The sequence below is a fragment of the Okeania sp. genome, from assembly GCF_035285525.1.
Taxonomy (GTDB): domain Bacteria; phylum Cyanobacteriota; class Cyanobacteriia; order Cyanobacteriales; family Microcoleaceae; genus Trichodesmium.
This window is the reverse complement of sequence record NZ_JAYKGW010000158.1, coordinates 1-14,855: the sequence shown is the minus strand read 5'-3', so window position 1 is coordinate 14,855 and position 14,855 is coordinate 1. Positions and strand designations below refer to the sequence as shown.

General features: G+C 34.2%; 11 protein-coding genes. 4 read left to right on the top strand and 7 right to left on the bottom strand.

Translation table 11 applies throughout. The features are described 5' to 3' along the window. Positions 1-154: 154 nt before the first annotated feature. Both VKJ25_RS15100 and VKJ25_RS15095 read left to right on the top strand, forming a co-directional pair. Positions 155-1,045: a hypothetical protein gene (locus VKJ25_RS15100; protein WP_324237460.1), complete on the top strand. Its 891-nt coding sequence runs from the start codon at positions 155-157 to the stop codon at positions 1,043-1,045. A 588-nt stretch (positions 1,046-1,633) separates the two neighbouring features. Next, positions 1,634-3,781, top strand: a complete 2,148-nt coding sequence (locus VKJ25_RS15095; protein ID WP_324237459.1) for a hypothetical protein — start codon at positions 1,634-1,636, stop codon at positions 3,779-3,781. Positions 3,782-4,228: 447 nt separating this feature from the next. Here the strand turns inward: VKJ25_RS15095 and VKJ25_RS15090 are convergent, their stop codons facing one another. The 3 genes from VKJ25_RS15090 to VKJ25_RS15080 all read right to left on the bottom strand — a co-directional run bounded on the left by VKJ25_RS15090 (position 4,229) and on the right by VKJ25_RS15080 (position 5,975). Further along, entirely contained in the window at positions 4,229-5,146 is a 918-nt protein-coding gene (locus tag VKJ25_RS15090) for an alpha/beta fold hydrolase (protein ID WP_324237458.1), read from the bottom strand. A 129-nt stretch (positions 5,147-5,275) separates the two neighbouring features. Then, entirely contained in the window at positions 5,276-5,635 is a 360-nt protein-coding gene (locus VKJ25_RS15085) for a DUF5615 family PIN-like protein (protein WP_324237457.1), read from the bottom strand. Then, positions 5,610-5,975, bottom strand: coding sequence for a DUF433 domain-containing protein (locus VKJ25_RS15080; RefSeq protein WP_324237456.1), 366 nt, complete (start codon positions 5,973-5,975; stop codon positions 5,610-5,612). The genes VKJ25_RS15085 and VKJ25_RS15080 overlap by 26 nt, the downstream gene beginning before the upstream one ends. A gap of 367 nt (positions 5,976-6,342) precedes the next feature. On the opposite strand from VKJ25_RS15080, the gene VKJ25_RS15075 reads away from it, so the two are divergent. Next, positions 6,343-7,539: an NAD(P)/FAD-dependent oxidoreductase gene (locus VKJ25_RS15075; RefSeq protein ID WP_324237455.1), complete on the top strand. Its 1,197-nt coding sequence runs from the start codon at positions 6,343-6,345 to the stop codon at positions 7,537-7,539. A gap of 17 nt (positions 7,540-7,556) precedes the next feature. Then, the gene (locus tag VKJ25_RS15070) at positions 7,557-8,255 is read left to right on the top strand and encodes an HAD-IA family hydrolase (RefSeq protein WP_324237454.1); all 699 of its coding nucleotides are present in this window, start codon (positions 7,557-7,559) and stop codon (positions 8,253-8,255) included. Positions 8,256-8,940: 685 nt separating this feature from the next. On the opposite strand, the gene VKJ25_RS15065 is transcribed toward VKJ25_RS15070, so the two are convergent. The 4 genes from VKJ25_RS15065 to VKJ25_RS15050 all read right to left on the bottom strand — a co-directional run bounded on the left by VKJ25_RS15065 (position 8,941) and on the right by VKJ25_RS15050 (position 14,642). Next, complete coding sequence (locus VKJ25_RS15065) at positions 8,941-9,465, bottom strand: hypothetical protein (protein ID WP_324237453.1); 525 nt, start codon at positions 9,463-9,465, stop codon at positions 8,941-8,943. A gap of 331 nt (positions 9,466-9,796) precedes the next feature. Beyond that, on the bottom strand, positions 9,797-11,107 hold the full coding sequence (locus VKJ25_RS15060) for an aminopeptidase P N-terminal domain-containing protein (RefSeq protein WP_324237452.1): 1,311 nt from the start codon (positions 11,105-11,107) through the stop codon (positions 9,797-9,799). 932 nt (positions 11,108-12,039) lie between these two features. Further along, the gene (locus tag VKJ25_RS15055; RefSeq protein WP_324237451.1) at positions 12,040-12,966 is read right to left on the bottom strand and encodes a spermidine synthase; all 927 of its coding nucleotides are present in this window, start codon (positions 12,964-12,966) and stop codon (positions 12,040-12,042) included. A 551-nt stretch (positions 12,967-13,517) separates the two neighbouring features. Next, positions 13,518-14,642: a THUMP domain-containing class I SAM-dependent RNA methyltransferase gene (locus tag VKJ25_RS15050; RefSeq protein ID WP_324237450.1), complete on the bottom strand. Its 1,125-nt coding sequence runs from the start codon at positions 14,640-14,642 to the stop codon at positions 13,518-13,520. Between the last annotated feature and the right edge of the window lie 213 nt (positions 14,643-14,855).

Here is a 14,855-nt window from a genome sequence, read left to right as displayed (position 1 = left end):
AAAAGCCGAAAATTATTCGGGAATTTTACGAGTCATCGGTAATTTGTGAAAAAAATGTAGGGGTTTGGAGACCAAACCCTAGCTAGATGGGATTGGGAGACCAAACCCCTACGATATTATTGATAATCGACTATTATAAAATGATGCTGAAAAAATGTTTAAATCTATATTTAATCAAAAAAATAATCAGAATATAAAAGCCGAAAATTATTCGGGAATTTTACGAGTCATCGGCGATCGCGCTGCTGGAAAAACAACTTATCTGGCAGCTTTAGCTAGGTGTTCAAATGCTGATATTTATAGTAAAGTTGAGTCAGTTACTCCAGGCAATCAAGATGGAAAATATTTAATTAAGCAGGCAAAGAATTTGATAGAAAAAGGGTTACAAATTGAACCAACTCGTTTAGCCAATGATGTATTAGAAATTCGTGATTATAGTTTGAGAATAGTTCTGAAAAATTCAGATAAATTGAATCTATCAAATACGGTTTTTAACTTAGATATTAGTTGCAAAGATTATTCAGGAGAATTTTTTAGTGATATACTTCAGGAAAAAGATTCTCAATTACTTCAAGACTACTTAAATGATTGTTTTCCAGCCACAGGAATAATGTTAATGATAGACGGTACAACTCATCGTAAAGACTTAGAATATTCCCAAGGAGTTGATAAACTTTTAGTAGCATTAGCAGGAGACAATATTTTAGGTCAAAAACGACGAATTGCTTTAGTATTAACTAAATGTGAATTAGCAGATTTATGGGTAAATAGACACAGACCAAAATTTTTAACAGAAGCCAGATTTCCGACTATTTTAAAAAGATTAGAATCTTGGCAAGATTTGGGAATGGGAAATGTGGAATATTTTACAACTTCTGCTTTTGGTGTAACTGGAAAAAAATATTTTAAACCAAATTCTCAGCAGATTTATCGTGGTCGTGGTGGGGTAGCATCTGTATTAGAAGATGTGAAAAGATGGCGACCTTTTGGTTTAGTTTCTCCCATTTATTGGATTTGTACAGGCAAAAAATTAATGGATAATTAATAATAGATAATGGAGCATGGAGCATGGATAATTTATAGTAGAACATGAAAACTATTTCTAATTATTAATTAGTAAATAGAGCATAGACAATGGGAAATAATTTTACTGTTAATTTTTATGCTTATATAAAATATGTTTTTGATTCTATCTATTCAATATTTCTATCCTCTTATATATTTATAAAGAAAGAAGGAAGAAGGAAGAAAGAAAAAGAGATAGGTAATAATTTTACTGTTAATTTTTATCTTTATGTACAGTATATTTAGGGCAGATGATGTACAGAGTAAATGGTGAAAATATGGTAGTAGCGCTGGTGTACCTCACGGGCAATAGAAAGCCCTGTCAAATATGTTTGTCATTCTATCTATACTTAAATATTCAATATTTCTATCCTCTTATGTATTTATCAAGGAAGAAGTAATAAAGAAATAAACAATAATTTTAGTGTTAATATAACAATCCTAAATAGGGTGTAAGATTTATAAATGCGGGGTTTGGTCTCCCAACCCAATAAATTTGGAAACCAAACCCCTAAAGATTATTTTTATTTATGAGTATTGTAAGTGAATTAATAATTGGTATTAAAAAATGAAAAATATAGAAATTCACGAGTTCAGCACAGGAATAATTCCCGAAATATTACCCGATGGTAAATGGATTTCCAAAGGATTTAAAATAGGGGAATATATGAATTTAACCTTACCTCAAGTTCCCCATTCTATAGCCAGAGCAATTGCCAATAAAAGTTTTGAAGTAGGCAAAAATCGTGATAGTCAAGAACCTACTTTGGTTGGGCGAGTTGTTTTAAGTATGAGTAGTGAAGAACCAGATTATTCGGTAGTTGCTGTAGTTACTTCCGGGCAAGATGAATATGGGCGTTCAACCTCTTTTTATCGTTATTTTTTCTGTGTTGGGAAAGATAATATCTGGCAAATATTAGATTGGATGAATAGTCAGAAACAATATAGAACTAACCTTATATTTAATCCATCTGAAACTAAAGAAATTGGTAAACCAAACCAACATAAAATCACTAGAAAACCAGGAAGAAGTTTACCCAAAGACTTACAAGATTGGCTGAAAAATCAAAATTTACCTGCTATAATTCCTCCGGAATTATCAGACTTACAAATTATTAATAAAATGGCAGAAACCAAAGCCAATGAAAAACCTACATCATGGATTTATCATGCCGAAACTGTAGAACAACCAGAACAATTTATTATTATTCATCCGGCAAATGCGGAAGTAGCAGCAAGTCTGACAGAAATACAGACAAAAATTATTGAAAACTCCCCTAAAAATATCTCAAAAAATATAGATGAAGCTGCTATAGAAACAGCAATTAAAGGATTAATTGGTGGTTCTAAAATTAAACAAGAATGGATAGAAAATTTAGTTTTAAAATTACAGACTGGGGAAATTACATCAGAAGATTTAAACAAATTATTTGATAATCTGGGAGCGAGTAATGCCATCAAACAAGGAAATACTAATTCTCAAATGATTAGACTCTTAACTTTAAGAGCAATTTTAATTCCCGAAACTTTAGCAGAATATCTAGATTGGTTAAATATTACTAGAAATGAAAAGAAAGAGAATGAAAAGCAAAAAATATCTCTGACATTACAATCACAACTGAGAAATAATCAAAAATTATTAGAACCATTAATTTTACGAGGAGTAAATGATGCCTTCTACCAAATATTAGGCAAAAAAATATCTATTCCTGCCTGCTGTTGGCTATTCAACAATAAAGACAATTTATGGTCAAAATATTCTAGTCAAATTATACAACAAGTTCGCGAAGATTTAGAATCTTTCGGAAATAGTTTATCCAATAAAACTCTTGGTAAAGAAACAGATAAAAACGCTATTTGGAAAAACTTAATTTCTTGGTTAAAATCTCCTCAAGAAAACTGCAATTATTATCAACCTTTGGCAGATTTATTTTCTCAATTACCTGATTATGAGTTAGCAGCTTATTTTCACCAAATTAGTAATGGAAAAGTACCAAGAATAATTTTTTCTAGAGCGTTTCCAAAATCAAAATCAAAGGTTAGTTATGAAACAACTATTTTTGGGTTAACTGTTCAGAAAGAATTAGTTTTTTCTGAAAAGATGACTATATTAATTATGAAGTATGGAAGACCAGTGGTAATAATTTTTCTAGTTATGATTTCCCACGGTTTATTTTTTGGTTTAGGACATCAGGTTAGTAAATTTAATACTAAAGATATTTTTCCAAAGAAAATTTCAGAAGTTCTACCTTCTAAGGAAGAAAAATCAACTTATCTAGAAACAACTAATTTGAATGAAATTTCCACAGTAAAAATGGAAAAAGCACTAGAAAAATTTCCTACTACTAGCAGAATTATTCAAAAAGTTGTCCGGGAATTAGAGGAAGAAATATTAGATCAAAATTCTACAATAGTTATAAGAGAACAGGCGCGTTTAGAAATTGTTAAAGCCATTCATAAAATCCTCAAAAATGATGTAAAATTTCAGTATGTTGAGAGAGATGAAAAAGAGTTTACTGGAGAAGCAGATGAATATTTAGCAGGTAAAAAAGAATGGATAGCAGGGATTTATTTCTATCAGAAAAACTTTTTTAATGATGGTTTTGGTTATATAGAACCGAATAAGACAACAGCAGATAAATTAAAGTGCGATATTGCAGATTTGTTGGAAATTAACTTACAAAAACGACCTCGACGTTGTGGGAAAAAATCATAATTTATGATTTATGAATCAAACTTTTATTATACTAATCAAAATCTTGTAGGGACGTTTCGCTGCGCGACATGAAACGTATTTTTGTTATGCAACGTCCCTAAAGGGGCTTGATATTACTCCGTACAATATATGATTACACAAACACAACTAAACTTAGAACAATTTTTAGCTCTTCCAGAAAGAGATATTACCTATGAATTAATCGACGGATGTCATTTTTTGATAATTTTCAGGTTGAGCAATCATAATTTCCTAGTTGAGAGAGGGAACAGGGAATAGATAATAGGGGGAATAATTGATAATTTCTAGATAAGTTTGAATATTTATTATATAATTTGTAATTAATTTTGCTTATGAAATTATACAATTAATTTTGCATAAGCACTTATCTAGAATAGAAGGGCGAATACCATTCACCCCTACAAATAACCCGATTTTTCCTAAGACTTAAACTACAGCAACGGGTACTTCATCCAACTGCTTTAAAAACTTTTTAATCAATCCAATAGTCACTGCCGGAACTTCCAATTGAGGAGTTAAACCTACATCATCTAATGTTTGAAAAATTCGCACAAATTCTGGATTCAAATCTGCCAAACGTTGACCTATTTCGGGACCTGTAAATTGGGATTTTTTACCCCAAATAATTGCCGTGGGAATTGTTAATTGATTCATATATAATGATAGGTCAAAACACAAATCTCCCCGAACAAAAGATAAAGCCGAATATTCAGCATTGGGTTGATTTGCTGACTCTAAATATGCTTCTACAATTTCATCAAAAACTAAACTTGGATTACCAAACTGTCTCGTTTCTAAGAAATTTTTAATTCCTCCTGGAGTGGCAACACCAGCACTATAAATAAAACGATCTAATATTGGCGTACTTACCAGTTGAGCAAAAAAACTGCGGGTATAATTTTCGCCGAAGTCAGATAAACCAGCAGGAGTTGTCAAGATCAGAGATTTGAATAATTCTGGACGAGCGATCGCTACTCTCACCATTATCGCAGCAGTCAAGGAAGAAGCAATAACTCTAGTAGGAGGTTGACAGGTTTGTTCCAAAAATTCGGTAATTGTGGTAACATAGTCTTCTACTTTATAATCTAATGCCTGATGTTCTGAACGCCCCCACCCAATTAAATCCGGAGCCAGGATGCGATATTCTGAGGCAAAGGCAGGATAAACTTTTGACCATTCGTAGGCAGAAGACCCCCCACCAAAACCGTGGAAAAATACTAAAGTGGGTAAGTCGTCGGTGTTGTCCGTCTCAGTTTTCCAGGGTGCTTTGTCATTGGTGTAGTAAACCATGCGACCTTGGGAAGTGACAATTGATTTTTGTTCAAAACCTACAGGAATAAACATAATTTTAGATTTGAGAATTAAGATTAATATGGAAACATTTTTAAGTATAGAATAATTTTTGAATAAGCAAGAAAGGATGGTTATATGAAATACAAAAAGAGGAAAATAAAGATTAACGAAATTTGCTGATTAAAAAGGAATCCAATCTATTTTATCTATCCATTCTTCAGCTTCAGAAGTTTCCCAAATCATCCAAATTTCTTCAGCTAATCTCCCTAAAGTTATGTCTGAACGTAACCAAAATAAACCCCAAATATGCCGATCATTTTTCCAATGAAGTTGTAAATGTCCAGGCATACTTTTACGATTATTTGTTACCAGTAGTCTTTGTGATGATTCTAGATAAACTAAAATATCTGGATCTGGTGTGGCCAGGGGCGGGGTATTTGGATCGCCTACTCGCAAAATATCTATGGATGAGTTAATATTTAATACAGCTATTTTTAGTTGAGGCGACAAATTTTCATCCAGTAAAAAACGGATTTTCATCTATACTATTTAGTTGTGTTTTGTTTTCTTGTTTCTGCGCTTTAATTTCTCTAATTCTTTTTACCATAGGTGAAGGTTCAGAAGCTAACCATTCTTGATAACGCTGTTCCCTCCATGCAGCTAACCGTGACATATAAGCATCTATTTTATCCTTATTGTGTAGATAATAAGTAATAGTAGCATAAATTTTTTCTAAACTTAAAGTAGGTAATTCAGTCTGAATTTTTTCTGGTGTATATCCTTTCCAATAATAATCTATGACATCATCAATACCAATACGATGTCCTTTAATTCTAATATCATCAGGGTTTAAAAATTCAAAATAATTCTCTAGTTGCATTATTCTATCTCCTTAATTATTAGAAATTCCTGAAATAAAAACTTTTATGCTTTGATTTGAAAATTATATCATCTTAAACTAAAGATATGAAATAACTTCCTAAAATTACTGTAGCATCAAAATTGTGAGCCGACCAAATCTTACTTTTGACTTTCTTGCTATCCTATAAAGAAGTTACCTAAACTGAACTTATGTAAAGAAACCCGGTTTCTTGTAGAAACCGGGTTTCTGGGTTCCCCTCAAACCCGGTTCCCCTCAAACCTGGTTTCTTGTAGAAACCGGTTTTCTGGGTTCCTCTCCTAGAAACCGGGTTTCTGGGTTCCCCTCCCTGCGTAAGTCCTAGTAAAATTAATATTCTATTCTAACTATGACAGAAAAAACTCAGCGCATTTGTATTCTCGGTGGCGGTTTTGGGGGACTTTATACTGCCCTCCGCTTAATCCAGTTTCCCTGGGAATCATCAAACAAACCAGAAATAGTCCTTATAGACCAACGCGATCGCTTTCTTTTTGCCCCCCTATTGTACGAACTCGTCACCGGGGAACTCCAAACCTGGGAAATAGCTCCACCTTATGCTGAGTTATTAGCAGACACTGATATTCGTTTTTGTCAAGGTGTAGTTTCCGGTATTGACATCAACCAACAACAAGTGAAACTAGAAAATGGTCAAGCATTCAGTTATGATCGCCTGGTTTTAGCAATGGGAGGTGAAACACCTATAGAAATTGTTCCTGGTGCTGCCGAATACGCTATCCCATTTCGGACTATTGATGATGCTTACCGTCTCCAAGAAAAATTACGAATTTTAGAAGCATCTGACCGGGAAAAAATTAGAATTGCTATTGTTGGTGGTGGTTACAGTGGAGTAGAATTAGCTTGTAAATTAGCTGATCGTTTATCAGAAAAAGGTAGAATTAGAATCATCGAACGCAATGAAATGATTTTGCGAACCTCCCCAGAATTTAACCGGGAAGCTGCTTCCCAAGCATTATCACAACGGAATATTTGGATCGATCTAGAAACAGAAGTAGAATCAATAGAAGCGACTCAAATTTCTTTAAAATATAAAGAGCAAGTTGACACGATTCCGGTCGATATCGTTTTGTGGACGGTTGGTAACAAAGTTGCTTCAGTAGTGCAGTCGTTACCATTAACCAAAAATCAGGGCGACCAAATTATTATCAGTGCAACTCTACAAGTACAAAATGATAACAAAATATTTGCCCTGGGAGACTTAGCAGACTGCCAAGATGCAGACGGACAAAAAGTGCCCACCACTGCTCAAGTAGCAATACAACAATCAGATTATGTTGCCTGGAATATTTGGGCATCTTTGACAGGGAGACCTCTATTGCCATTCCGTTATCAAGCATTAGGGGAAATGATGGCATTGGGAGTTGACAATGCCACTCTTACCAGTTTAGGTATTAAGTTAGATGGTCAGATAGCAAATTTAGCAAGGCGCTTAGTTTATCTGTATCGGTTGCCAACCTTGGAACATCAGATTAAAGTTGGTTTTAATTGGATAGTTAATCCTATTCAAGAAATGTTCTCAAGTTTGTAAAGCGATTTCCTTAAATTATGACTAAAATTATTTTTCTTGATGCTGTCGGTACTTTGTTTGGTGTTCGTGGTAGCGTGGGTGAAATCTATCAACAATTTGCCACTAAATGGGGAGTAAATATTTCTCCCACTACTGTAAATCAAGCTTTTTTTCAAAGTTTTAAAACTGCACCACCAATGGCATTTCCCGGAGTAGAATCTGCCAAAATACCAGACTTAGAATTTGAGTGGTGGTGTCAAGTTGCTGCTGAAACTTATAAAAAAGTAGGAGTATTCGAGCAGTTTTCTGACTTTAAACAATTCTTTCAAGAACTCTATAATTATTTTGCTACCGCTGCACCTTGGTTTGTTTATCCTGATGTGAAACCTGCCTTAACTAAGTGGCAGAAAAGTGGAATTAAATTAGCAGTTTTATCTAATTTTGATTCCCGACTTTATCCAGTTTTAACAGCATTAGAATTAGCAGAATTTTTTGATAATGTGACTATTTCTACAGAAGTAGGAGCAGCTAAACCTGATAGTAAAATCTTTACTGCTGCCTTACAAAAATGTGATTGTACTATTGAAGAAACTGTACATATTGGAGATAGTTTTACTGCTGATTATCAAGGTGCAAATAATGTAGGAATCAAAGCATTTTGGCTGAATAGAAATGCTCCTTCACAGCCAGAATTAAATCAGTTTGCCAATCTTCTAGACTGTTTTAAATTTATCTAACAGGACTTATGCAGAAACCAGATTTATAAACTAAAACTTGATAATTAATATATCCAAGTCATTGCGACTGAAAAAAAAGTAAAAGGTTTGCGCAGCATTCTGTAAGGATAGCAATCTTAGGGGCACACTGAGGTTGCTTCCTATCGTCGCAATGACAACTGTTAAATTGGATTTTATATAAGTTTCAATCGTCAAATTAATAATAAAAATCTGCTCTAAACTGAGCAGATTTTCTTGTACAAATACAATTATTAAATATTGCCAAAACCTAGTTGAAAACTTACCAAATTTTTGACAACTATAGTTAGGGTTTGCTGATTAAATCTCAAAGCTTTTACTGGTAAATATTTTAGCCTTTTCAAGTTGGGAAAAAGTACAACTTTTTAAGCCTATCTTGCCAAAAATCCTAACTTTTTGGCAAGATAGGGACTGAAAATCAAGAGATGATATTTTGACTACATTGTTCTATAATTCTGATTCCTTCTGACTTGCAGGATTGCTGGATTCTGGCTTCTGCCTTGGCAAAAAAATTTTTTCAGCAACCCCTAGTTATAGCAACTGCCAAGGCGGTTAGGACTCATCAAAAGCCTAAAACCCAGACAAAGCAATATTTTTCCTTCTGCCTCCCCCCCCCTTTCAAAGAGGGATAGGGGGGACTCCCTCTCTCTCTGCCTTCTGGTATAAATTAACCAACAGGAACTAAATCAACCTCATCTGTACCATCAGTTTCACCTTGACCAGATGTAATTTGTTCCCCATTACCACTAATTTCCACAGCTAAATTTGTGCCATCCAAATTAACATTATAGTCAGTAGCATCAGCAGTATATCCTACACTAGCAACCATGTGGCGACCATCCTCAGAACACTTAAAAGCCATCAATTGATTTTTTTCCTTCTCATTATCATAAGTCCAAATCACCATATATTGTTGCTCTTGATATTCAAATACTTTTGGTGGACGAGTAGGAACATAACGACCTTCTGCACCAAAACTATTATCAAGGAAAGGTTGTACCGACTCAGGTTCCACAGTTGCAAAAGCAATATCATCAGACTCTAGCTCAACTTCATGCTCTTCACTTGTTTCTGGATCATGCTCTTCTTGACCGCGATTCTGGAAATAATCTGCAGCTTTTTTTACACCATAACCTGTCGCAGCCACACCAGCAACACCAGCCACAATTTTAGCAAGATTGCCAAACTTCATTTTTTTTCTCCTAATTTATGATTTTTGATTAATTAGAAATTTACAGATTTGCCACTAACCTAAATACTAGAAAATGCTTAGGAAATGAAAATTTCCTATCTCTATTTGTTAGTAAATTCAATCCACCTAATACTATAATAATTTAAAATAATAACTCTCAAAAATATCATCAAATTTTAATTTTTGCCTTCTTTTGAGGTAGAGAGTAGGGACGTTACATACAACGTCCCTACAAAACCAAGAATAATGGGAGTTATATAGGAAGTAGTCGGAAAAATAGTAAGAGTGATTTTTCTATTATAGTAAGCCAAAAAAGCTAATAGGTAAATGCTTACCTTTCTAACTCCTCAACTGACTTAGGAACTCCAGCAGTTAATACCTCATATCCTTCCTCCGTAACCAAAACATCATCCTCAATTCTGATTCCAATTCCTCGCCAACGATCGTATACTTCTGGTTGACCTGCCACTGGTTTAATATTAGGATTAATATAAATACCAGGTTCCACAGTTAATACCTGTCCTGGTTGTAAATTTTGCGGTTCTTCTCCCCATTGATAAACACCCACATCATGCACATCAAGACCTAACCAATGTCCTGTTCTGTGCATATAAAAAGGCTTATATTTTTCCTTTTCAATTATTTCATCAATATTACCTTTTAACATTTTTAAATCTATTAATCCTTCCACTAAAACTCGTACTGCTTTATCATGAATTTCTTGATAAGCATTTCCTGGTTTTACCTGTTCAATTGCTGCTAACTGCGCCTTTAAAACTAACTCATAAATAATCTTTTGTTCCGGTGTAAATTTCCCACTAATAGGAAAAGTTCTAGTAATATCAGAATTATAATAATTATAAGCAGCTCCAGCATCAATTAATAACAAATCATTTTCTCGCATTTGCCGATTATTTTCTATGTAATGAAGAATGCAAGAATTAGCACCCGAAGCAACAATAGAAGGATAAGCAGGAGTAGCTCCTTGACGAGAAAATATATACTCCATTTCCGCTTGAATTTGATATTCAAACTTTCCCACTTCAGCAAACTTCATAGCATGATTATGAGCATCAACTGCAATATCAGCAGCTTTCCGCATTTGTGCCAATTCCACATCACTTTTAATCAGACGCATTGGATGTAAAATTGTGCCTGCATCTTGAATTGCAATCGGACCAGTGCCATATTTTGGATACACTCGCATCAAATTTTGCCAATGTCTAAATACTGTGTCATTAAAATTGCGATCGCGTCCCCAACGATAATAAATTTTATCCGCCTTTTTCAAATATTCCGGCAATTTTTGATTTAATTGATCAATAGAAAAAGCTGCATCTGCACCGTACTTTTCTTTAGCAGCTTCCACACCAACCCGATAACCACTCCAAGTTTCTTTTTCCACATCTTTTGGTCGCACAAACAAAACAAATTTATGCTTTTCATGGTGAGGAGCAATAACTGCCACCGCTTCTGGTTCATTAAAACCTGTTAAATAAAAAAAATCACTATCTTGACGATAAGCATATTCTACATCATTGTGCATAACAGCCATTGGCGCACTTCTAAAAATAGCCGTACCACTGCCAATTTTTGCCATTAATTTTTGCCGTCGTTGTTTATATTCTTGGTTTATTGCCATGTTTAATTAATTTCAGTTTGCCTCATTAATGAGAGAATATATATCGTATTTTATCATACAACAGGACTTACCCATGAGGGTAATTAACAGCTATTAGTAATGAACTGACCTAAAATAGTACATGGGGTAGGGGCGGGTTTCTCAGGAAATTTTCATGCTTACTCTAGCATTTATATAAACCCGCCCCTGAGACTGCGGCTTATATTATGGGGCGGGTTTATCTGACTAATATCATGTCCGGATAATTAGTAGACATCTCCAGAAAAGAGGGAACAGGGAACACTAGATATGTGGGAACAGGGAAAAGGAAGAAATAATTGATAATTTATGGATAAGAATTGATTTGATTTTTTATTTTTGCAGATGTCTAGTGATAAAAAAAATTTTCTCCTGTTCCCCTCCTGAGAGGGGTTAGGGGTGGGTTGACTACCCTGATAACTATTCAACCGGACATGATATAAATGCGTGAAAACTCCTTGTCTGGATGTTGTATAACAAAAATGCGTTTCATGTCCCGTAGCGTTATCCTGACAGACTACTCCGCAAACATGTCCGCTCTTAGCAGAAAACGTCTCTATAGTGAAACCTCCAACATATCCTGATTAAACTGTCCAGTAGCGTTCATGGGTAAGTCCTAATATTATTAGGATTCACACATAAGCGCGATCGCGCTGTCAGTAAATTCTCTATTGCTTCTTACTTTTTTATTAATATGACTTACGCAAAGAAACCCAGTTTCTGGGTTCAGTTCAAACCGGGTTTCTGGGTTCAGTTCAAAATATGACTTACGCAAAGAAACCCGGTTTCTTCAAGAAACCGGGTTTCTGGGTTCAGTTCAAACCGGGTTTCTGGGTTCAGTTCAAACCGGGTTTCTGAGTTCAGTTCAAACCACGAGATTTTGTTGATCAACCCAGTTTCTGCGTAAGTCCTTATTAAAATAACCAAGAATCAAAATAATTACCAGGCGAAACATTATCGTGCAAAATTGACACTTTTTCTAAATCTAAATTTGGTAATTCATCAAGAATTTTTAAATCATTTGCCCTATCTACCAAGGGGAAGGAAAACTGATAATAATTTTGTATAAATTTAGCCTTTTCTCTAATTTCTGCTGGAGTCAAAAAAACATCACGAGTACCAATAATAATAGTATTTTTACCGCTAGTATGGCAGATATAAATAGATGGAAAAACAGCTTTAATAGTTTTCACATATTCCGCTTCAAAACCATTACTTTTTAATGTATTAACAACTATAACTCCAGATTTTGATAAATAGCGATCGCACAGTTCATAAAACTCTTGAGTGGCTAAATTATAAGACATATAACCATTACCAAAAGCCACATCAATCATTATCATATCATACTTATCCTGGTGATTTTTTTGTTCTAAATATTCTCTACCATCTTGAATTTTCACCTGTAATCTTTCATTTAATTTTACCCCAAAAAATTTCTGAGCAATTTCTAAAACATTAGCATCTACTTCTGTACATTCTATAGTTACATCTGGAAAATAATGATGCAAAACTTGAGCAATACTACCCCCACCAAAACCTGCAAGATAAACTTTTTGAGGTTGACTATTCCACAGAAAACCTAACATCATTGCCTGAGTATAAGGAAAAATTAAATATGTAGGATCATTCAAATTAAGTATAGATTGAACCCAATTCATTTTTAAAGTTACTTGCTCCACTAATACTAACTGAATGATGAATTTAACCTTTTTTATCATTAAAAAATGTATGCCAGAAGGTTGAGAAAAAATTACTCCATCAGGTTGTTTATGAAGCCAATCAATTCTTTGCCGAATAGCTTCTAAATTTTTAACTTGCCAATCTTTTTGATTATTCATTTTTTCAGGGAGTAGGGAGTAGAGAGTAGTGAGTAGGGAATAGTTTACAAGAGTAGATTTTTGACAAAGTAACACAGGCATCTTACCTGTAATAAATTTACCATAATATTGATCAAATCAGACGTAGGGACGTTGCACCGACAAAAATACGTTTCATGTTGCGCAGCAAAACGTCCCTACCTTATCTAAAAAATATTGATTAGCTGTGATATTGCAAAAGTCAAAGTCAAAAACTTTTTCCTACATTTTTCTGAACAATCTCTTACCGAATAATTAATAATTAAATAATTAAATAATTCGCGCCTTGAAGCCTCCCCTTTAAAGGGGAAAAAGCGGTCATCAGCGGAGCTTCTCGAAGGGCGATATGGCCAGGTTTCCCACTATTACAGAGCCACTTCGCTTTTCATGTCGCGCAGCGAAACGCCATATCTAATCTCCCCTTGAGAAATAAATTTTTTCCTTTTATTCAATCCTCCTTATTTTAGAGAGAGGTAATTATCAATTATCCATTATTGACCTACTGCCTACTCCCTACTCCCTACTCCCTAAAATTAATACAATTCATACTTTAATAAAGTACAAGATATCGGACCATTATAAACAGGAATCCTGCCAGAAGTTCTTAACCCCACCTGTTTAGATAATTGTTTACTTCCTGTCAAAATAAAAGCCGTCCAACCAGTAAAACGTTGTTTAAAAATATCCCCCAACATTTTATATAATTTACCCAATTCTTCCACTTCTCCTAAACGTTCCCCATAAGGAGGATTACAAATAATAATTCCTTTTTCTGCCGGAGGTTCTATATTAGATAAATCTGTTTCCATAAACTTAATTTTATCTGCAACCCCACATTTTTTCGCATTACTACGAGCCTGAAAAAGCACTTCTGAATTTTTGTCACTTCCCACAATTATTGATTTTAATTCAGTTAATTGACTACTCTTAGCTTCTGCTAATAAATCTTCCCAAATAGACTCATCAAAATCACGCCAGTTCATAAAAGCAAACTTATTTTTAAACAATCCCGGTGCAATATTTAATGCTTTTAAACTCGCCTCCAGAGGTAAAGTTCCTGAACCACATAAAGGATCTAAAAAAGGTAAATCTGGAGAATATTCTGCCATTTCCAATAAAGCTGCTGCTAAAGTTTCTTTTAGAGGAGCAAAACCCATTGCCAAACGATAACCACGTTGATGTAAACTACTACCAGAACTATCTAAACTAAGAATACAATTTTTATCTTCAATATGAGCATTAATTAATATCTCTGGATTTTTAGTATCAATATTCGATCTGTAGCGAAATTTTTCCATTTGTTGCTCAGTAATAGCATTTTTTATTTGTAGAGCAGTATAATGGGTATGCTTTAATTTATCATTATTTCCAGTACAGTGAACTGCCAATGTATTTTTAGGAGAAATATAACGCTGCCAAGGAATTTTTTTAACTTCATTAAATAAAACGTCTCGGTTAACACATCTAACTTCTGCAATCGGAACTAATACCCTAAAAATAGTTCTTGCCCAAAGATTAACTTTATAAAGTAAAGTTTTATCCCCTGTAAAACTTACCCCCGTAAATTCTGGAGAGATATTTTGAGCGCCTAAACTTTCTAATTCTTGGGCAGCAATATTTTCTAAACCTTTAGCTACCTTGGCATAGTATTGATTCATTAAACTTATTTAGAAAAGATGGGATAGGAAGTAATATTAGAAATCTTCATAAATTTTAATTATATCAGGAATTACACGGGAGGCAATATATATAGAGTATTGGTGCGTTGTGCGTTGTGCGCTTTTCATGTCGCGCAGCGTTTCGGCGCTTGAGCCGACATATAAAGCGGAGCTTTGCGGAACGCAAAACGCACCCTACCAATAGCGTTCGTG